This window comes from Pseudomonas sp. GW821-FHT02A11, assembly GCF_059421985.1.
Map to the genome: position 1 here is coordinate 535287 of NZ_JBWKWB010000001.1, position 19270 is coordinate 554556.

The 19270-nt window shown below is 60.0% G+C and carries 20 protein-coding genes and 1 other RNA gene; 5 read left to right on the plus strand and 16 right to left on the minus strand.

All coding sequences use genetic code 11. The features are described from left to right. Positions 1–2: 2 nt before the first annotated feature. The 9 genes from mraY to rsmI all read right to left on the minus strand — a co-directional run bounded on the left by mraY (position 3) and on the right by rsmI (position 9002). Positions 3–1085 (minus strand): phospho-N-acetylmuramoyl-pentapeptide-transferase, encoded by a 1083-nt coding sequence (gene mraY / locus AC07V9_RS02445; RefSeq protein ID WP_166596479.1) that lies wholly within the window; start codon positions 1083–1085, stop codon positions 3–5. Then, on the minus strand, positions 1085–2455 hold the full coding sequence (locus AC07V9_RS02450) for a UDP-N-acetylmuramoyl-tripeptide--D-alanyl-D-alanine ligase (RefSeq protein WP_495014092.1): 1371 nt from the start codon (positions 2453–2455) through the stop codon (positions 1085–1087). The genes mraY and AC07V9_RS02450 overlap by 1 nt, the downstream gene beginning before the upstream one ends. Continuing rightward, positions 2448–3911: a UDP-N-acetylmuramoyl-L-alanyl-D-glutamate--2,6-diaminopimelate ligase gene (locus tag AC07V9_RS02455; protein WP_495014093.1), complete on the minus strand. Its 1464-nt coding sequence runs from the start codon at positions 3909–3911 to the stop codon at positions 2448–2450. Before AC07V9_RS02455 ends, AC07V9_RS02450 begins: the two co-directional genes overlap by 8 nt. Beyond that, positions 3911–5659, minus strand: coding sequence for a peptidoglycan D,D-transpeptidase FtsI family protein (locus AC07V9_RS02460; RefSeq protein ID WP_495014094.1), 1749 nt, complete (start codon positions 5657–5659; stop codon positions 3911–3913). The genes AC07V9_RS02455 and AC07V9_RS02460 overlap by 1 nt, the downstream gene beginning before the upstream one ends. Beyond that, the gene (ftsL, locus tag AC07V9_RS02465) at positions 5656–5949 is read right to left on the minus strand and encodes a cell division protein FtsL (protein WP_495014095.1); all 294 of its coding nucleotides are present in this window, start codon (positions 5947–5949) and stop codon (positions 5656–5658) included. The genes AC07V9_RS02460 and ftsL overlap by 4 nt, the downstream gene beginning before the upstream one ends. Then, complete coding sequence (gene rsmH / locus AC07V9_RS02470) at positions 5946–6887, minus strand: 16S rRNA (cytosine(1402)-N(4))-methyltransferase RsmH (RefSeq protein ID WP_495014131.1); 942 nt, start codon at positions 6885–6887, stop codon at positions 5946–5948. Before rsmH ends, ftsL begins: the two co-directional genes overlap by 4 nt. A 2-nt stretch (positions 6888–6889) precedes the next feature. Further along, positions 6890–7345, minus strand: a complete 456-nt coding sequence (mraZ, locus tag AC07V9_RS02475) for a division/cell wall cluster transcriptional repressor MraZ (protein ID WP_037017349.1) — start codon at positions 7343–7345, stop codon at positions 6890–6892. A gap of 306 nt (positions 7346–7651) precedes the next feature. Further along, positions 7652–8009: RNase P RNA component class A (rnpB, locus tag AC07V9_RS02480), an RNA gene on the minus strand. Positions 8010–8096: 87 nt separating this feature from the next. After that, positions 8097–9002: a 16S rRNA (cytidine(1402)-2'-O)-methyltransferase gene (rsmI, locus tag AC07V9_RS02485; protein WP_495014096.1), complete on the minus strand. Its 906-nt coding sequence runs from the start codon at positions 9000–9002 to the stop codon at positions 8097–8099. Between the two features lie 222 nt (positions 9003–9224). On the opposite strand from rsmI, the gene AC07V9_RS02490 reads away from it, so the two are divergent. The 4 genes from AC07V9_RS02490 to AC07V9_RS02505 all read left to right on the plus strand — a co-directional run bounded on the left by AC07V9_RS02490 (position 9225) and on the right by AC07V9_RS02505 (position 12737). Next, positions 9225–11039, plus strand: a complete 1815-nt coding sequence (locus tag AC07V9_RS02490; RefSeq protein WP_495014097.1) for a penicillin-binding protein activator — start codon at positions 9225–9227, stop codon at positions 11037–11039. Continuing rightward, the gene (locus tag AC07V9_RS02495; RefSeq protein ID WP_495014098.1) at positions 11036–11410 is read left to right on the plus strand and encodes a YraN family protein; all 375 of its coding nucleotides are present in this window, start codon (positions 11036–11038) and stop codon (positions 11408–11410) included. The genes AC07V9_RS02490 and AC07V9_RS02495 overlap by 4 nt, the downstream gene beginning before the upstream one ends. Before the next feature lie 158 nt (positions 11411–11568). After that, entirely contained in the window at positions 11569–12162 is a 594-nt protein-coding gene (locus tag AC07V9_RS02500; RefSeq protein ID WP_133749632.1) for a phosphoheptose isomerase, read from the plus strand. After that, positions 12159–12737 (plus strand): BON domain-containing protein, encoded by a 579-nt coding sequence (locus tag AC07V9_RS02505; protein WP_495014099.1) that lies wholly within the window; start codon positions 12159–12161, stop codon positions 12735–12737. The genes AC07V9_RS02500 and AC07V9_RS02505 overlap by 4 nt, the downstream gene beginning before the upstream one ends. Positions 12738–12924: 187 nt before the next feature. On the opposite strand, the gene AC07V9_RS02510 is transcribed toward AC07V9_RS02505, so the two are convergent. From AC07V9_RS02510 to rplM, 7 genes are all read right to left on the minus strand, one after another. Further along, positions 12925–13338 (minus strand): ClpXP protease specificity-enhancing factor, encoded by a 414-nt coding sequence (locus tag AC07V9_RS02510; protein ID WP_495014100.1) that lies wholly within the window; start codon positions 13336–13338, stop codon positions 12925–12927. Positions 13339–13356: 18 nt separating this feature from the next. Continuing rightward, a complete protein-coding gene (locus tag AC07V9_RS02515) occupies positions 13357–13974 on the minus strand; it encodes a glutathione S-transferase N-terminal domain-containing protein (protein WP_495014101.1) in 618 nt (205 codons plus the stop codon). A gap of 228 nt (positions 13975–14202) precedes the next feature. After that, on the minus strand, positions 14203–14985 hold the full coding sequence (locus tag AC07V9_RS02520; RefSeq protein WP_495014102.1) for a cytochrome c1: 783 nt from the start codon (positions 14983–14985) through the stop codon (positions 14203–14205). Beyond that, on the minus strand, positions 14985–16196 hold the full coding sequence (locus tag AC07V9_RS02525; RefSeq protein ID WP_495014103.1) for a cytochrome b: 1212 nt from the start codon (positions 16194–16196) through the stop codon (positions 14985–14987). Before AC07V9_RS02525 ends, AC07V9_RS02520 begins: the two co-directional genes overlap by 1 nt. Continuing rightward, positions 16196–16789, minus strand: a complete 594-nt coding sequence (petA, locus tag AC07V9_RS02530) for a ubiquinol-cytochrome c reductase iron-sulfur subunit (protein WP_495014104.1) — start codon at positions 16787–16789, stop codon at positions 16196–16198. The genes AC07V9_RS02525 and petA overlap by 1 nt, the downstream gene beginning before the upstream one ends. Positions 16790–17051: 262 nt before the next feature. After that, positions 17052–17444 carry a 30S ribosomal protein S9 gene (gene rpsI / locus AC07V9_RS02535; protein ID WP_166596464.1) on the minus strand — a complete coding sequence of 131 codons (393 nt, stop codon included), beginning with the start codon at positions 17442–17444 and terminating at the stop codon, positions 17052–17054. 14 nt (positions 17445–17458) lie between these two features. Further along, positions 17459–17887, minus strand: coding sequence for a 50S ribosomal protein L13 (gene rplM, locus AC07V9_RS02540; protein ID WP_062384256.1), 429 nt, complete (start codon positions 17885–17887; stop codon positions 17459–17461). A 240-nt stretch (positions 17888–18127) separates the two neighbouring features. On the opposite strand from rplM, the gene AC07V9_RS02545 reads away from it, so the two are divergent. Then, positions 18128–19165, plus strand: a complete 1038-nt coding sequence (locus AC07V9_RS02545; RefSeq protein ID WP_495014105.1) for an NADP(H)-dependent aldo-keto reductase — start codon at positions 18128–18130, stop codon at positions 19163–19165. Positions 19166–19270 lie beyond the last annotated feature (105 nt).

A 19270-nucleotide genomic window follows, 5' to 3' on the forward strand; every position in this document is an offset into this window, starting at 1 on the left:
TCTTACCTCAGTTTCAACGTGGCAAGGCCGATCAGCACGAGAATCACGGTGATGATCCAGAAGCGGACGATCACCCGCGGCTCGGGCCAGCCTTTGAGTTCAAAGTGGTGATGGATCGGTGCCATACGGAAAACGCGGCGGCCGGTTAACTTAAACGATGCAACCTGAATGACGACTGACAGGGTCTCCATCACGAACACGCCGCCCATGATGAACAGGACGATTTCCTGACGCACGATCACGGCGATGGTGCCCAGGGCCGCGCCCAGCGCCAGTGCGCCCACGTCGCCCATGAAGACTTGCGCCGGGTAGGTGTTGAACCAGAGAAAACCCAGCCCCGCACCGATCAACGCGCCGCAGAAAACGATCAGCTCGCCCGCGCCCGGCACGTATGGAATGAGCAGGTACTCGGCGAATTTCACGTTACCCGACAGGTAGCAGAAGATGCCCAGCGCGCCGCCGACCATCACGGTTGGCATGATCGCCAGGCCGTCGAGGCCATCGGTCAGGTTGACCGCGTTGCTGGAGCCGACGATCACGAAGTAGGTCAGGATCACGAAGCCAATGCCCAGCGGAATGCTGAAGTCTTTGAGCATCGGGATCAGCAGCGTGGTTTCCACCGGCGATTGCGCAGTCATATAAAGGAAGATCGCAGCGCCCAGGCCGAACACCGACTGCCAGAAGTATTTCCAGCGGCTTGGCAGGCCTTTGGAGTTCTTCTCGATGACCTTGCGATAGTCGTCGACCCAGCCGATGCCGCCGAACAGCAACGTGACAATCAGTACCACCCACACGTAGCGGTTGGTCAGGTCAGCCCACAGTAGGGTCGCGATACCGATGGCGGACAGAATCAGCGCACCGCCCATGGTCGGGGTGCCGGATTTGGACAGATGGGATTGAGGGCCGTCGTTGCGGACGGATTGGCCGATCTGTTTGTTCTGCAGGGCACGGATCATCCATGGACCGAGGCAAAGCGAGAGCGACAGTGCCGTGAGCACGCCAAGAATCCCGCGCAGGGTCAGGTACTGGAAGACCGCGAAGCCTTTGTAGAACTGTTGCAGATACTCGGCCAGCAGCAGCAGCATTAATGTTTCTCCAAGCTGACTCCACACAGGGCCGCGACGATATTTTCCATCGCGGCACTGCGAGAACCTTTGATCAAAATGGTGGTGTTTTTGTCTTGCTCGGCGCCAAGCGCCTCGATCAGGTCAGCCTGATTGGCAAAATGGCGCGCATCCTGCCCGAAAGCTTTGACGGCATGGGCCATCAGTGGACCAACGGCATATAGCGCATCGACTTTGCCTACGGCATACGCGCCGACATCGCGATGGCCCTGCTCCGCCCAGTCACCCAGCTCGCCGATATCGCCCAGTACCAAGACCTTGCGGCCTGCGAAGCCGGCAAGAATATCGGTGGCTGCCGCGACGGAAGTCGGGTTGGCGTTGTAGGTATCGTCGATCACGCGCATGCCGTTGGTCGCCAGTTGCGCAACCGTCCGCCCTTTCACCGGCTGAACGCTGTTCAGTCCGGTCACGATGCCCGGCAGCGACACATCCAGCGCGAACGCCGCAGCGGCAGCGGCCAGCGCGTTGGCGACGTTGTGCGCGCCCAGCAGATTCAGTTGCACTTGGGCCGAACCGCTTGGACCGTTCAATGTGAAGGTCGGGCAGCCGCGAGCATCGATGCCCAGGTCGGTGGCGTAGAAATCGGCTTCGCTGTTCCCACGGGAGAAGCTCAGGACCTTACGACCGTTCGCGCGCGCGACCCAGATATCGAACGCCTTGTCGTCGCGATTCAGAACCGCGATACCACGGCTGTCGAGACCTTCGATGATTTCGCCCTTAGCCTCGACGATTTTCTCGGGGCCGCCGAACTCGCCTACATGAGCGGTGCCGGCGTTGGTCAGCACAACGACATGGGGCTTGGTGAGGCTGACGGTGAAGGCGATTTCGCCGATGCGCGACGCGCCCAGTTCGATCACCGCCGCGTCGAATGCCGGAGCCAGTTCGAGCAGGGTCAATGGAACGCCGAGTTCGTTGTTCAGGTTTCCGCGAGTCGCCAACACGGGACCACGAGTGCGCAGGATGCTGGCGAGCATTTCCTTGACCGTGGTCTTGCCGCTGGAACCGGTAATCGCGGCCACAGGCTTGTCGATAAAGGCATTGCGGTTCAGCGCACCCAGTTGTGCCAACGCCTTGCGGGTGTCGCCGACAATCAGTTGCGGTAGGCCACTGCCAGGCATTTCGCGCTCGACCAATGCCCCGACCGCGCCTTTGGCAGCCACCTGGTCGAGATAATCATGGCCGTCGAAACGCGGACCGGTGAGCGCCACGAACAACTGCCCCGGATTGATTGCACGGCTGTCGATGCTGACACCGGTGAAGCGTGCATCTTCGCCGACGCGACGCGCATCGAGCGGCAGCAACAGTTCGCTGAATGAAAGCGGCTTAATCATGTGCAGCCCCCCATGCGTCCAGTGCCTTGGCGGCTTCTTCAAGATCGGAAAACGGGTGGCGCTCGCCGTCGATTTCCTGGTAGTCCTCGTGACCCTTGCCGGCCAGCACGATCACGTCGGCGGCATCGGCCTGAGCGATGATCTGGGCGATGGCCTGACCGCGACCGGCGACGAACGCGACGTTATCCACAGCAGCGAAACCTGCGCGGATGTCGTCGAAAATGCGTGCCGCATCTTCGGTACGTGGGTTGTCATCAGTGACCAGCACCTTGTCCGCCAGACGCTCGACCACTTCGGCCATCAGCGGGCGCTTGCCGCGATCGCGATCGCCGCCGCAACCGAACAGGCAGGTCAGTTGGCCTTTGGCATGCGGGCGCAATGCCAGCAGCACTTTTTCCAGCGCGTCCGGGGTGTGGGCGTAATCGACCACCACCAGAGGACGCTTGCCGCCGCCCAGACGCTGCATACGCCCGACCGGGCCTTCGAGGCCCGGCAGTACTTTAAGAATTTCGTCCAGCGGGTAGTCCAGCCCCATCAGCGCACCGACCGCAGCCAGCACGTTGCTCAGGTTGAAACGGCCCAGCAGGCTGCTGCGCAAGACGTGATCGCCCTGAGGCGTCACCAGCGTGGCGCGCACGCCATCGTCATCGAACTGCGCGTCGCGGCAGAACAGATAGGCGCTGCTGTCTTCCTGGCTGTAGGTGATCAGGCGCGAATCGTGCAGACGGGCCGCCAGCTGGCGACCGAACTCGTCGTCAACGTTGATCACGCGGCAGCGCAGGTCATTCCAGGCGAACAGCTTGGCCTTGGCCGCGCCGTAGGCCTCCATGGTGCCGTGGTAGTCCAGATGATCGCGGGACAGGTTGGTCATCACTGCCACGTCGAACGCCAGCGCCGTCACGCGGCCCTGATCCAGACCATGGGACGACACTTCCATGGCGATGGCCTTGGCCCCGGCCTTTTTCAGGTCGTAAATGGTCGACTGCACGGAAATCGGATCGGGCGTGGTGTGAATCCCGCTTTTCAGCTCGCTATAGAAGCCGGTGCCCAGGGTGCCGATCAGACCGCAATGCTCGCCCAGCTTGTCGAGCGCCTGAACGATCAGCTGGGTGACGCTGGTCTTGCCGTTGGTGCCCGTGACACCCACCAGGTTCATGCTGCGGCTCGGATCACCGTAAAAACGGCCAGCAATGTCGGACAGCTGCGCAGCCAGCCCTTTCACCGGAATCATCGGGATGTCGGTGATGGGCAGCACCTTGGCGCCTTCGACCTCATAGGCCACAGCGGCAGCGCCGTGGGCAATGGCGTCGGTGATGTGATCGCGACCGTCGACCTTCAGACCTGGAATCGCCAGGAACAAATCCCCCGGACGCACCTTGCGGCTGTCCAGGGTCAGTTCACGAATCAACAGGTCACGGTCGCTCTGGGCGAAGATCTTGCTCAAATTGAAGGACATCAGCCGCGCCCTCCTTTAACAGGGACGACCAGCGGCGCCGCGTTGGCTTGTTGTTCCGGCGGGATCGGCGCGAGGTTGTCCGGGCGCACATTCATCAGGCGCAACGTGCCCGACATCACCTTGCTGAACACTGGCGCAGATACCAGACCACCGAAGTAGCCGCCTTTGCTCGGCTCATCGATGACCACCACGATAGCGTAACGCGGGTTGCTCATTGGGCCGAAGCCTGCGAACAGCGAGCGGTAGGAGTTCTCGGCGTAGCCCTTGGTGCCGACCGACGTTTTACGCGCCGTACCCGACTTGCCGGCCACGTGATACGACGGCACACGGGCACGGTAGACGCCGCGCGGGTCTTCGATCACCTGCTGCAGCATGCCTTGCAGGGTTTTCGCGGTCGCTTCAGGAATCGCCTGACTGGACTCGGACGGCTTGTCGGTTTTCAGAATGGTCAGCGGGACAATCTTGCCGTTGTTGGCCAGCGCCGAGTAGGCATGAACCAGCTGCAGCGCCGTCACCGACAGGCCGTAGCCGTAGGACAGCGTTGCGGTCTCGGCTTTACGCCACTCGCGGTAATTCGGCAGGTTGCCCACGCGCTCGCCCGGAAAGCCGAGGCCGGTGTACTGCCCCAGGCCCACGCGCTGCATCGCGCGGAAAATCGCCTCACCGCCAACATCGAACGCGACTTTACTCATGCCGACGTTACTGGAATTGATCAGGATGCCAGTCAGGTCGAGGATCGGCCCTTCGGTCTTGGTCACGTCACGAATGGTGTATTTGCCGATCTGCAGGGTGCCCGGATACACCTCGACCTTGTCGCTGGGTTTCCAGCGGCCGCTGTCCAGGGCGGCGGTCATGGAGATCGGCTTCATGGTCGAGCCCGGCTCGAACACGTCAATGATCGCGCGGTTACGCATCGCGGCCGGGACCATGGTGCGGCGGTTGTTCGGGTTGTAGGTCGGCTGGTTGACCATCGCCAGCACTTCGCCCGTCTTCACGTCCATGATCACCAGGCTGCCGGCCTTGGCGTCGTTTTCCTGAATCGCGTTGCGCAGCTCGCGGGTCGCCAGATATTGCAGGCGCAGATCAATAGACAAAGCCAAGGTCTTCCCGGCCTTGGCGTTTTTCTTCACTTGAAGGTCTTTGATCAGGCGACCGCGCCGATCCTTGATCACTTGCCGCCGACCCGGGACCCCGGCGAGCCAGTCGTCATAGGCCAGCTCGACCCCTTCGCGACCGTGGTCGTCCAGGTCAGTGAAGCCCACCATGTGCGCAGTGACATCACCTGCCGGGTAGAAACGACGGAATTCCTCCTTGCCGTAGACGCCTGGCACTTTCAGGTCGAGCACCGACTGGCCCTGCTCCGGGGTCAGGCCGCGCACCAGATAGATGAATTCCTTACTGGCCTGTTCGTTCAGACGATCGGCCATGGCCTTCGGATCTTGCCCCAGGGCTTGTGCCAGCTGCGGCCACTTGCTCTTGTCGGCCTGCATCTCGGAGGGGTTGGCCCAGATGGTGGTGACCGGTGTACTCACGGCCAAAGGCTCGCCGTTACGGTCAGTGATCAGACCACGGTGCGCGGGAATAGAGACGTTACGCAGGCTGCGTGCGTCGCCCTGCTCAATCAGGAAACGATGGTCGATGACCTGCAGGTCGACAATACGGTAGGAAATCGCCAGCACCATGACCGACAACAGGCCGACCACGACGCGGAACCGCCAAGGATAGAGTGCCCCTTCGAGTTTCATCATGGCGACACCATCCGAATATCGGCGGCGTTCGGAATACGCATTTTCAATTGCTCGGTCGCCAGGGCCTCGATGCGGCTATGGGCCGTCCAGGTGCTTTGTTCAAGAATCAGACGGCCCCACTCGGCCTGCGCCTTGTCGCGCACGCTGAGTTCGGCGTACAGCGAGTTCAGCAGCTGACGGTTCCAGTGCGCGCTGTAGGAAACGGCGATTGCCGACACAAGGACGGCAATGAACAGCATCAACATGAAGAAGCTGCCGCCCGGCAAAGGTTTGAAGAAACCGCGGCTCACCGGAGTTTCTCCGCAACACGCATCACGGCACTGCGCGAGCGAGGATTGGCGCGGGTTTCTTCGTCAGAAGCGAACTGCGCCTTGCCGATCAGTTTGATGCGCGGCTCGAACGCCTGATGCCGGATCGGCAGGTTGCGCGGCATGTTGTCTGCCTCACCCTTGACCAGCTTGCGCATGAACAGCTTGACGATGCGGTCTTCGAGCGAGTGGAAACTGATGACTGCCAGACGGCCGCCCACTTCCAGAGCGTCCAGAGCCGCCTCAAGGCCGGCTTCCAGATCGCCCAGCTCGTTGTTGACGTGTATGCGCAGCCCCTGGAAGGCGCGAGTTGCCGGGTTCTTGCCCTTTTCCCACGCGGGGTTGGCGACCTTGAGCACTTCGGCCAGGTCACCCGTGCGCTCGAACGGTTGTGTTTCGCGACGTGCCACCACAGCCCCTGCCATGCGCTTGGCAAAGCGCTCTTCGCCATATTCCTTGAACACGCGGGCGATTTCTTCGGCGGGGGCGGTGTTGACGAACTCGGCCGCGCTGACACCGCGGGACGGGTCCATGCGCATGTCGAGCGGGCCGTCATTCATGAAACTGAAGCCACGCTCAGGGTCGTCCAGCTGTGGCGAGGAGACGCCAAGGTCCAGCAGGATGCCGCTGACTTTTCCGTCAATGCCGCGCTCCAGAGCCTCGGCACCCAACTCGGCAAAGCTGCGCTGCACAATGACAAAGCGGCCGTCTTCGGCCGCCAGCGCTTGCCCGGTGGCAATCGCTTGAGGATCTTTATCGAACCCGAGAAGTCGGCCATCCGGCCCCAGGTTCTGCAAAATGAGCCGGCTATGTCCGCCCCGCCCGAATGTGCCATCCATATAGCAGCCATCGGCGCGCACCGCGAGAGCCTCGACGGCTTCTTCGAGCAGTACGGTGATGTGGGTAAAGCCGCTATTCATAGTCACAGGATCAAATCACGCAGTTCATCGGGCATCGCGCCCGGTTTTTGAATGGCCGCAAGGTCAGCATCAGCAAGTGCGTTCCAGGCGTCCTCATCCCACAGTTGAAACTTATTGAGCTGGCCTACCAGCATCACACGCTTATCGAGCTTGGCGTACTCGCGCAAACGAGGTGGCACCAGGAAACGTCCACTGCCATCGAGTTCCAGATCTACTGCGTTACCGATCAACAATCGCTGCAGGCGACGGTTTTCTTCACGAAATGTCGCCAACTCACGCAATTTGGCTTCGATCAATTCCCATTCCGGGAGCGGATAGATGCACAAGCATGGGTCGACGGTATCAATGGTCACGATCAATTGGCCGGCACTACGCGAATCAAGCTCGTCACGGTACCGGCTCGGCATAGCGAGACGGCCCTTTGCGTCGAGATTGATTGCGTTTGCACCACGGAACACAGGCGCTTTCTCCGAATATTATCTTTTTGCGCTCAAAAAACCCACTTCACGCCACTTTCCGCCACTCGCGCACACTATAGGAATCCGCCCACCACACCGTCAAGGCGACTTCTTAAGGAAAACCCTTACAGGACGGAGATTTAGGAGAGGTAACAGAGAACTTCGGGGAAATTTCGGACGATTCCTACGGATAAATCCGTTGGAACTCAAAAAGATGAGGTTCGAAGTTAAAGTAATTTGTGAGGTTTAAGATTTTTTCGGTATTACGACGAGGGGTTGTACGAGGAAAAAGCAGAGGTGGGAAAGGTGGAGAGTCGATCTGTAAGCCGGGTTCTGTCGAGGACAGTCATTCCTCTACGATGGCCATCGCTGGACATCTTTAGCAACCTACCCGGTTCCAGCGCGGGCCACGCCTTGGAACCCTATTTGGTCTTGCTCCGAGTGGGGTTTACCTAGCCACGAACTGTTGCCAGACGTGCGGTGCGCTCTTACCGCACCTTTTCACCCTTACCGGCACCGAAGTGCTTAGGCGGTTATTTTCTGTGGCACTTTCCGTAGGCTCGCGCCCCCCAGGCGTTACCTGGCACTCCGCCCTATGGAGCCCGGACTTTCCTCCCCCCTTCATTGCGGAACAATGAAAGGCAGCGACTGTCCAATCGACTCTCCGCCGCCAAGGTTAATGGCTGGCTGGCGCAAGAACAAGCTTTAATAAGCCCCTCGCACATTTATACGACGGGCCGAAGGGCACCGGTCACTCGCCTTTCTGCTTCTCCAGGGCGACCTGATACAGCAGATTCTTGCGCACCCCGGTGATCTCCGCCGCCAGCGCCGCGGCACGTTTGAGCGGCATCTCCTCCAAAAGCAGATCCAGCACGCGGCGAGCTTCGGCACCAATCGCATCCTCGCCTTCAGGCTCGCTCCAGCCCGCGACCAGCACCACGCATTCACCGCGCTGCTGATTGCTGTCGCCTTCGACGAACGCGCGCAACTCACCCAATGGCAGGCCTTTCAAGGTTTCGAACGTCTTGGTCAGTTCACGTCCCAGCACGGCCGGGCGGTCAGCACCGAAGATCTCTTCCAAATCCTGCAGGCATTCGAGAATCCGGTGCGGTGCTTCATAAAAGATGACCGTGCGCGGTTCTTCCTTGAGCAACTCAAGGCGCACCTTTCGCCCAACCGATTTGGCCGGAAGAAAGCCTTCGAAGATAAAACGGTCCGACGGCAGTCCCGCCGCCGACAACGCTGCGATCAGCGCACAGGCACCTGGAACCGGAATCACCTGAATGCCCGCGGCCCGCGCCTGACGCACCAGGTGATAACCCGGATCAGAAATCAGCGGCGTGCCCGCATCGGAAATCAGCGCGACGTTATCGCCAGCCTGCAGCCGCGCGATGAAGCGACTGCCTTCGTCCCGCTCGTTGTGTTCGTGGCAGGCCGCCAGCGGCGTGGCGATGCCGAAATGCTGCATAAGCCGTAATGAATGCCGCGTATCCTCAGCAGCAATCAATGAAACCTCGCGCAACACCTTCAAGGCACGCACACTCATGTCATCCAGGTTGCCGATTGGCGTGGCCACCACATAAAGCGCGCCTGTAGTGGAATTCAAAGCACCCGGAGCAGTCAAAGCGCACACCTCATGTCTGGTTAAAGCCCGCATTGTACAGGTTAAGGCGACAGAATCAGGGAGATTGGAAAATGGGCCGACAGATTCATTCAGCTGCCGCAGCCATTGCAAGAGAACAGGGAAAGCCACTGACCGAAACACCTGTTTGCGCTTCAAGGCGACCCGTATCGCAGCTTTAACGCCTACAACATCGCGCCCCGGCCAGTGCTTGGGTACAATTCCACGCTTATTTGCTCGAGTATCAGGAACATATACATGATCGCTTGCCTGCGGCTGTTCTCTGCCCTCTGCCTGGCTGCCTTGTTGGCCGCCTGTGCCGGTTCGCCCTCCTCCAGTCTTGGCGAACTGCCACGCACCCCTGACGCCAGCATCGAGCAACTGCTCGAACAAGCTGCGGCCGCCAAGACGCCGGATCAGGCCGCGTTGCTGCGCCTGACCGCTGCCGACCTGGCTGCACGCCAGAACAACCCCGGCCGCGCTGCCAGCATTCTTGAGCAGGTCCAGATGGATCAGCTCAAGACTGACAAGCAGATCTACGCCAACACTCTGTCTGCCGAACTGGCGCTGGGTCGCAGCCAGCCAAAAGCCGCGCTGACGGCATTGAACCACCCAAGCCTGCAGCATCTGGCTGAAATGCCGATTGACCTGCAGACCCGCACCCACACCGTTCGCGCCCGCGCTCTGGAAGCCGATGGCCAGACCCTCGCCGCCGCCAGCGAGCGCGTGTTCATGGGCCCACTGCTGCAAGGCGACGCCTTGAGCGCCAACAATGACGCCATCTGGACGCTGGTCGCAGCCCTGCCACCCGAGCAGCTGCAAAGCAACGCCAACGACGACATGGGTGGCTGGCTGAGCCTCGCTCGCGCCGTCAAAGGCGCTGGCACGCTCGAGCAGCAACAAGCCGCCATCGACAACTGGAAAGCACAGAACCCGCAGCACCCTGCTGCTCGTCAACTGCCGACCTCCCTTGCTCAACTGCGCGAACTGAAAAGCCAGCCGCTGACCAAGATCGCCCTGCTGCTGCCACAAGACGGCCCGCTGGCCTCTGTCGCTCGCGCCCTGCGTGACGGCTTCATGGCCGCGCATTATCAAGCGCAACAGGCCGGCCAGAAGCCCCCTGCCATTGAAGTGTTCGACAGCTCCCGCGTGACCTCGATGGACGCCTTCTACGCCCAGGCCAAGGCCGCCGGCATCCAGATGGTCGTCGGCCCGCTGGAAAAACCGCTGGTCAAACAGCTGAGTGCTCATCCGCAATTGCCGATCACCACGCTGGCGCTGAACTACAGCGACGCCACCGCGCAAGGCCCTGCCGAGCTGTTCCAGTTTGGCTTGGCCGCTGAAGACGAAGCTCGTGAAGTCGCTCGTCGCGCCTGGGCCGATGGCAAGCGCAGCGCCGTGGCCATGGTGCCGAAAGGCGAATGGGGCGATCGCGTGCTGGATGCATTCCGTCAGAGCTGGCAAGCCAAGGGCGGCAACCTGCTGGGTGTAGAGCGTATCGATCAACCGGTACAACTGGCGCAACAGGTTGCCGATCTGTTCCAGCTGCGTAACAGCGAAGGTCGCGCTCAACGCCTGCAAAGCACCACCGGTGCTCAGGCCGCAGCCCAGCCGACCCGCCGCCAGGACGTCGATTTCATGTTCCTGGCCGCCACGCCGCAGCAGGCTCAACAAATCAAACCGACCATGGTCTTCCAGTACGCGGGCGACGTGCCGGTCTACGCCACCTCGCACCTGTTCACCAACAGTGGCGATCAGGCGATGTACAACGACCTGGCCGGTGTACGTTTCTGCGAAACCCCTTGGCTGCTGAACGCCACCGACCCGCTGCGCCAGCAAGTGACCACTCAGTGGCCACAAGCCGCCGGCAGCCTGGGTCGCCTGTACGCCATGGGCATCGACGCCTATCGCCTGGCACCGCGCCTGACCCAACTCAAGACCCTGCCTGAAAGCCGTATCGACGGCCTTTCGGGCAGCCTGGCCATCGGTCAGGGTCAACGCATCGAGCGTCAGCTGCCTTGGGCCCAATTCGTCGACGGCAAGGTTCAACGCCTGCCGGACACCGCGCCTTGACCCCAGGCAACACGCGAAAAACCGCAGGGCAGGAGGCTGAGGCCTGCGCCCTGCGGCACTTGCAACAGCAGGGTTTGCAACTGATCACGCAGAACTGGTCATGCAAACGCGGCGAGCTTGATCTGGTCATGCTCGACGGCGATACAGTAGTATTCGTCGAAGTTCGCTATAGGCGCCACGCCGGATGGGGTGGCGCACTGGAAAGCGTCGATTTGCGCAAGCAGGAAAAGCTCATCCTGGCCGCACAGTGGTTCTTGCAGAGCGAGTCGAAATGGTCTGATTGCCCCTGCCGTTTCGATGTCGTGGCGATCAATGGCGACCCGGGCGCGGCACCTGCGCTGAACTGGCTGCAACATGCCTTCGAGAGTTGAAGTCGTCGATTGCATCGCTGCACCAGCACGTTCGCCGCGCCACTTCTCTCCATAGTTTTTTTGCTTTTTGCTTTGCGGGCTGCACAGTTTTGTGCCGGGAAGCCGATGACCTGTCTCAGGTCTCGCCCGATCAGCCGCACCTATTAAGGTTTTCATAGATGGACATGCAATCCCGAATTCGCCAGCTCTTTCAGGCCAGCATCGATACCAAGCAACAGGCGATGGACGTTCTTGCACCCTACATCGAGCAAGCCAGCCAGGTGATGGTCAATGCCCTGCTCAACGAAGGCAAAATGCTCGCCTGCGGCAACGGCGGATCGGCCGGCGACGCCCAACACTTCTCGTCCGAGCTGCTCAACCGCTTCGAGCGCGAACGACCGAGCCTGCCCGCCATCGCGCTGACCACCGATACTTCGACGATCACTTCGATCGCCAACGACTACAGCTACAACGAAATCTTTTCCAAGCAGATCCGCGCCCTGGGCCAGCCAGGCGATGTGTTGCTGGCGATTTCCACCAGTGGCAACTCGGCCAACATCATTCAGGCCATCCAGGCCGCACATGATCGGGAAATGATTGTCGTAGCCCTGACCGGCCGCGACGGGGGTGACGTTGCGTCGCTGCTGTTGCCGGAGGACGTGGAGATTCGCGTCCCGGCCAAGGTCACCGCTCGCATCCAGGAAGTCCACCTGCTGTCGATCCATTGCCTTTGCGACTTGATCGACAGCCAATTGTTCGGGAGTGAAGAATGATATCCAAACGTTTCAGCCTGCTGGCTCTGACGCTCTGCCTGGGCATCAGCGGATGCAGCTCGGTGGTCAACGCCAGCCGCGAAGCACCGATCGACGACGATCGCGGCACCCGCACACTGGGCAGCAAGATCGATGACTCACTGATCGAAACCAAGGTTGCGGTCAACATCGCCAAGGCCAGCCCTGATCTGGACAACAACTCGCACATCGTCGTCACCAGCTTCAACGGCGTCGTTCTGCTGGCCGGCCAGACCCCGCGCGCCGACCTCAAGCAACTGGCCGAGCAGACTGCAGGCCAGGTACAGAAGGTGAAAAAGGTCAACAACGAACTGCAGGTCATCGCGCCCTCCTCGATGCTGGCCCGCAGCAACGATGCCTGGCTGACCAGCAAGATCAAGACCGAGATGCTCACTGACAGCGCCATTCCAGGTTCGCGCATCAAGGTGGTGACCGAGAACGGCATCGTCTACCTGCTCGGCCTGCTGACTCAGGCAGAAGCCAACCGCGCGACCAACCTGGTTCAAGGCGTCGGCGGCGTGCAGAAGATTGTGAAGCTGTTTGAGTACATCGATTAAAACCGTTGCGCACGATCAACCTGTGGGAGCGAATTCATTCGCGAGACGCCAGTACAGACGATGAAGCCGTGTTGGCAATGACGCCCTCTGGCGAATGAATTCGCTCCCACAGTGTTACAGCCGCAAAGGCCAGATACACAAAAAAGGCGATCCCTCGGGATCGCCTTTTTTAATGCCGCTCAGCCAGTCACTTGACCACTTTCAGACTCGGCCGGCCCGTTGGGCGTGGTGGCTCGTCGTCCGGCGGCGGCATGTCGTCATCGACATCCAGGTCTTCATCATCGTCCACTGCGGGCTCCAGATCGAAGACCATGCCCTGGCCGTTCTCACGAGCATAAATGCCCATGACCGCAGCAACAGGCACGTACAGGCTGTGGGGCACGCCACCAAAGCGGCCCTCGAAGCTCACCGCGTCGTTGTCCATGTGCAGATGACGCACGGCGCTTGGCGAGATGTTGAGCACGATCTGCCCGTCGTTGGCGAAGCCTTGCGGGACTTGTACCGCCGGGTATTCAGCGTTGACCAGAATGTGCGGCGTGCAATCGTTATCCACGATCCACTCGTAGAGAGCGCGGATCAGGTAGGGGCGACTGGAGTTCATCGAACGGTTCCTTAAGCCTTAGCGCATGTCGCGTTCGGCAGCAGACAGACTTGCCTGGAATGCCTCACGAGCGAACTGACGCTCCATATAATCAAGCAGCGGCTTGGCAGGCCGCGGCAACTCGATACCCAGAACTGGCAGGCGCCAGAGTACGGGCAATAGACAGCAGTCGACCAGACTTTGCTCGTCACTGAGGAAAAATGGCTTTTCCGCAAACAGCGCCGAGACGCCGGTCAGACTTTCGCGCAATTCCTTGCGCGCCTGAACCCGAGCAGCCTCTTTGCTGCGCGCATCCAGAATGACATCCACCAGGGCGCACCAGTCACGCTGGATGCGATGCATCAGCAGACGGCTATTGGCCCGGGCCACAGGGTAAACCGGCAGTAAGGGCGGATGCGGGTAACGCTCATCCAGGTATTCCATGACCACTGACGACTCGTACAACGCCAGGTCGCGATCGACCAGGGTCGGCACGCTGCCATAGGGGTTCACCTCGATCAGTCTGGCCGAATGCTGACCCTCGGAAACATCGATGATCTCGGCGCTGACACCTTTCTCGGCGAGCACAATACGCACGCGGTGGGAATAGTGGTCGGCGGGGTCGGAGTAACAGGCCAACCGGTTGGTCACGCCCATGGCGATCCTCCTCGCTTGTTAATGTTCGAAAAGCAGAAAAACGAACGCGCCCTGAAGGCGCCTCCGGCAACATCCACAGTGAGCGGGTGTTCGTCGCGGGCGACAAGATAGCTCATTTACGCGAAGTAAATTCTGCAATCTTTCGCCCGCCACTATACCCGCTCTGCGTCCATTACCCGAACGAGGCTCTCCAGAGCGCGTTTCGTCTACCGCATGACCGCCTTTGAGTCAGTGCACATCCTTCCAGTATTCGCGTTTGAGCAGGTACGCGAAGATGAACAGCACAGCCAGATACAGCAACACGTAGGTGCCGATGCGCTGGTGCTGCAATTTGACCGGGTTCGCCGAGTAGGCGAGGAAGGTCACCAGATTCTTCACTTTCTCATCGAACTGTTCTTCAGTCAGGGTTCCCGTTTTGGGCACGATGGTGAGCTGATCGCAGGCTTCATGGGTCAAGGGCGAGCCGGTCAGCGGATCGAACTGCTTCTTGCCATCCTCGACCGCCTGGACTTGCTTGCAGCCGATGACCTGACGGCCCTGCAGCCCTACCAGCACGTTGGGCATGCCGACATTCGGGAAGACCTTGTTGTTCACGCCCCAGGGCCGTGCAGGGTCCTCATAGAACGAACGCAGGTAGCCATACAGCCAGTCCGTGCCACGCACGCGAGCCACCAGCGTCAAATCCGGCGGCGCGGCACCGAACCAGGTCTTGGCATCGGCAGGCTGCATCCCGGCGACCATGTGATCGCCGATCTTCGCCCCGGTGAACACCAGCTTGTCGAGCATCAGCTCGTGGGGAATCCCCAGATCATCCGCGACCCGCTCGTAGCGCTGGAATTTGGCGCTGTGACAACCCATGCAATAGTTGACGAAGGTGCGCGCGCCATCCTGCATGGCCACCTTGTCTGAGACATCGATGTCGATGCTCTCCAGTTCAGGCCCGCCATGCTCATCGGCAGTCGCCAGCACAGGCAGCGCCGCAAGGAGTAATACAGCCAATAGTTTTTTCATCAGCCAGTCACCCTTTCCGGAACCGGTTTTGTCTTCTCCATACGCGTGTAGAACGGCATCAGGATGAAGTAGGCGAAGTACACGAACGTACACACCTGCGACAGCAACGCGCGTCCAGGGCTGGGCGGCAGAACCCCCAGAACCCCCAGAATCACGAAGGCCACACAAAACAGCAGCAGCCAGATTCGACTGAGCCAACCCTTGTAACGCATGGATTTGACCGGGCTTCGATCCAGCCACGGCAACACGAACAACACCGCGATCGCCGCCCCCATGGCCATGACCCCCATGAGCTTGTCCGGGATCGCCCGCAAGATGGCGTAGAACGGCGTGAAGTACCACACCGGCGCGATGTGCTCGGGGGTCTTGAAGGCGTTGGCCTGCTCGAAGTTGGGCTTCTCGAGGAAATACCCGCCCATCTCCGGAAAGAAGAACACGATCGAACAGAAAATGAACAGGAACACCACGACGCCGACGATATCCTTGACCGTGTAGTACGGATGAAACCCAATGCCGTCCAGCGGTTTGCCGTTCTCGTCCTTGTACTTCTTGATGTCGACGCCGTCCGGGTTGTTCGATCCCACCTCGTGCAGCGCCAGCACGTGCAGCACCACCAGCCCGAGAATCACGATGGGCAGCGCCACCACATGCAGGGCGAAGAAGCGGTTCAGGGTAATGCCCGAAATGAGGTAGTCACCGCGGATCCACTGAGTCAGGTCATTGCCGATCACCGGAATCGCGCCGAACAGCGAGATGATCACCTGCGCGCCCCAGTACGACATCTGCCCCCATGGCAGCAGATACCCCATAAAGGCCTCGGCCATCAGCGCCAGATAGATCAGCATGCCAAAGATCCACACCAGCTCCCGGGGCTTCTGATAGGAGCCGTAGAGCAGCCCGCGGAACATGTGCAGGTAGACGACGATGAAGAACGCCGAGGCGCCCGTGGAGTGCAGCAGGCGCAGGATCGAACCGTATTCCACATCACGCATGATGTACTCGACCGACGCGAACGCCTCCTCCGCCGAGGGCGTGTAGCTCATCGTCAGCCAGACCCCGGTGACGATCTGATTGACCAGCACCAGCAGCGCCAGCGAGCCGAAAAAATAGAAGAAGTTGAAGTTCTTGGGGGCGTAATACTTGCTGAGATGGTCTTCCCACATGGAGGTCGCAGGGAAGCGCGCATCAATCCAGTCCATGAACTTGCTCATTACGCTTTCTCCTGATCGACACCAATGACGATGATTGAGTCCGACTCGTAGGAATGCGGCGGCACCGGCAGATTCAAGGGTGCGGGTTGCGCCTTGTAGACGCGCCCGGCCAGGTCGTAATGAGAGCCGTGACAAGGACAGAAATATCCGCCCACCCAGTCTTTGCCCAGGTCTGCGGGCGCCACTTCAGGGCGGAACGTGGGCGAACAGCCCAGGTGGGTACAGATCCCGATCAACAAGAGCACTTCAGGCTTGATGGAACGAACCACCGGATCCACGTAGGCAGGTTGGGTGGAGTTTTTGGATTCGGGGTCGGAGAGTTGGGCGGTGATCTTGCCCAGATTGGTGAGAATTTCCGGCGTGCGGTGGACGATGAAGACTGGCTGGCCGCGCCATTCGGCAATCATCTGCTGACCCGGCTCGATCTTGCTGATATTGACCTTGACGGGGGCGCCAGCCGCTTTGGCCTTGGCACTGGGAACCCATGACCCCACGAACGGGATCGCAGCCCCCACCGCTCCCGCTGCGCCGACCACGGAGGTGGCAGCAACGAGGAACCGACGCCGGCCTGCATTCACGCCGTCATTGCTCATTCCATGCTCTCCCATCAGCTTTTAGAAGCCCGCTTGGTCAGGCTTCACTTCGAATTATTTTCTAGCTGTCGATACATCCTGCCAAAGGCAGTCAGAGCTTCCTTTCAATCCTTGCGGACACGGCCTTCAGGCGAAAATTGGGAGGCCTTATGGAACGAGGCATCCACGGGCGATTCGTGTCGTCACAACCAATAATAGACGCCCATAAAAAAACGCCCAGTGCCGAGGGGCAACTGAGCGTTCTTTTTGAACGAAAAGCGAATTAACGCTTCGAGTACTGCGGACGCTTACGCGCTTTACGCAGACCGACTTTCTTACGTTCAACTTCACGAGCATCGCGAGTCACGAAGCCTGCTTTGCGCAGAGCGCTGCGCAGGGTTTCGTCGTAGGACATCAGAGCGCGGGTGATACCGTGGCGGATTGCGCCAGCTTGACCACTCACACCACCGCCGATGACGGTGACGTAGATGTCGAACTTTTCAACAGTCTCGGTCAGTTCCAGCGGCTGACGAACTACCATGCGGGCAGTTTCGCGGCCGAAGAACGAATCCAGCGAGCGGTTGTTGATGGAGATGTTACCGGTACCTGGACGCAGGAAAACGCGTGCGGTTGCGGTCTTGCGACGGCCAGTGCCGTAATTTTGAGTCGCCGACATAATGAACTATTCCGTTAAAACTTCAGTTCTTGGGGCTGCTGAGCAGTATGAGGGTGTGCAGCGCCCGCATAGACTTTCAGCTTACGATACATGTCGCGACCCAGCGGGTTCTTAGGCAGCATGCCTTTGACCGCGGTCTCGATCACGCGCTCAGGAGCTTTGGCGATCAGCTTTTCAAAGTTGATCGACTTGATCCCGCCCGGGAAACCGGAGTGAGAGTAGTAGATCTTGTCGGAGGTCTTGGCACCGGTAACGCGGATTTGCTCAGCGTTGATAACGACGATGTAGTCGCCGGTGTCAACGTGCGGAGTGTATTCCGGCTTGTGCTTGCCACGCAGACGGCTCGCGATTTCGGTGGCCAAACGACCCAGGGTCTGGCCAGCAGCGTCGACGACGAACCAGTCGCGCTTTACTGTTTCCGGTTTAGCGGTAAAAGTTTTCATTCTTTATAGCCTCAAAGGCCGCCCTGAAAAATAGACGGCGGAGCATACTCATTAGTACGGTCTTTGACAAGTCAAAGGCCGCCGGGCACGAACGCTATAGGGGGCTCGGGTCAGCGCGTTCGATCGCAGCGGTATCTTGCGCCGCGGGGCATCACTCCCACGACAAAGAGACGCGGAATTATGCAGATTGCGAAAAAAATTTCAACCTGCTTTTATGGCTCTTTTAAAAAGGAGAGCCAGATGGACTATCGCAAACTGGGCAGAACCGATCTCAATGTCAGCGCAATCTGCCTCGGCACGATGACCTGGGGCGAGCAAAACAGCGAGTCCGAGGCCTTCGCCCAGATCGAGCGCGCCAAGGCTGCAGGGGTCAATTTCATCGACACCGCCGAGATGTATCCGGTCCCGCCCAAGAAAGAAACCTACGCCAGTACCGAAACCATCATTGGCAACTGGTTCAAGAAGAGCGGTGACCGCGCCGACTGGATCCTGGCCAGCAAGATCGCAGGCCCCGGCAACGGCATCGACTACATCCGCGACGGCCAGCTGAAATTCAACCGTGCTCACATCAATGCGGCGCTGGACGCCAGCCTCAAGCGGCTGCAGACCGATTACCTGGACCTTTACCAACTGCACTGGCCGGAACGCAGCACCAATTTCTTCGGCAAGCTGGGCTACACCCACAGCGAGGAGCAGTTCACCCCGTTGCTGGAAACCCTCGAAGCGCTGAACGAGCAGGTCAAGGCTGGCAAGATCCGCCATGTGGGCCTGTCCAACGAAAGCGCCTGGGGCACGATGAGGTACCTGGCCGAGGCCGACACCCATAGCCTGACGCGTCCGGTGTCGATCCAGAACCCCTATAACCTGCTTAACCGCAGCTTCGAGGTGGGTCTGGCCGAAGTCGCGATTCGCGAACAGTGCGGCCTGTTGGCCTATTCGCCGATGGCGTTTGGCCTGTTGTCCGGTAAATACGCCAATGGCGCTCGGCCACCGAAAGGCCGACTGAGCCTGTACAGTCGCTTCACACGCTACTTCAACCCGCAATCGGAAGCCGCGTGCGCCCGTTATGTGGCGCTGGCTCGCGAGCACGGTCTGGACCCGGCGCAGATGGCCCTGGCGTTCGTCACCAACCGCGCGTTCGTCACCAGCAACATCATCGGCGCCACCACGCTGGAGCAACTGGACAGCAACCTGGCGAGCGCCGAGCTGGTGCTGTCCGAAGAAGTGCTGGCGGGGATCGAGGCGATTCACAAGGATCAGCCGAATCCTGCGCCGTAAGCTCACTCGCAGACGCTGACTAACCACTGTGGGAGCGAATTCATTCGCGATTCGCCGTTACATCCGACACATTTCTGTCGCCTGTGCCGTCGTTTCGCGAATGAA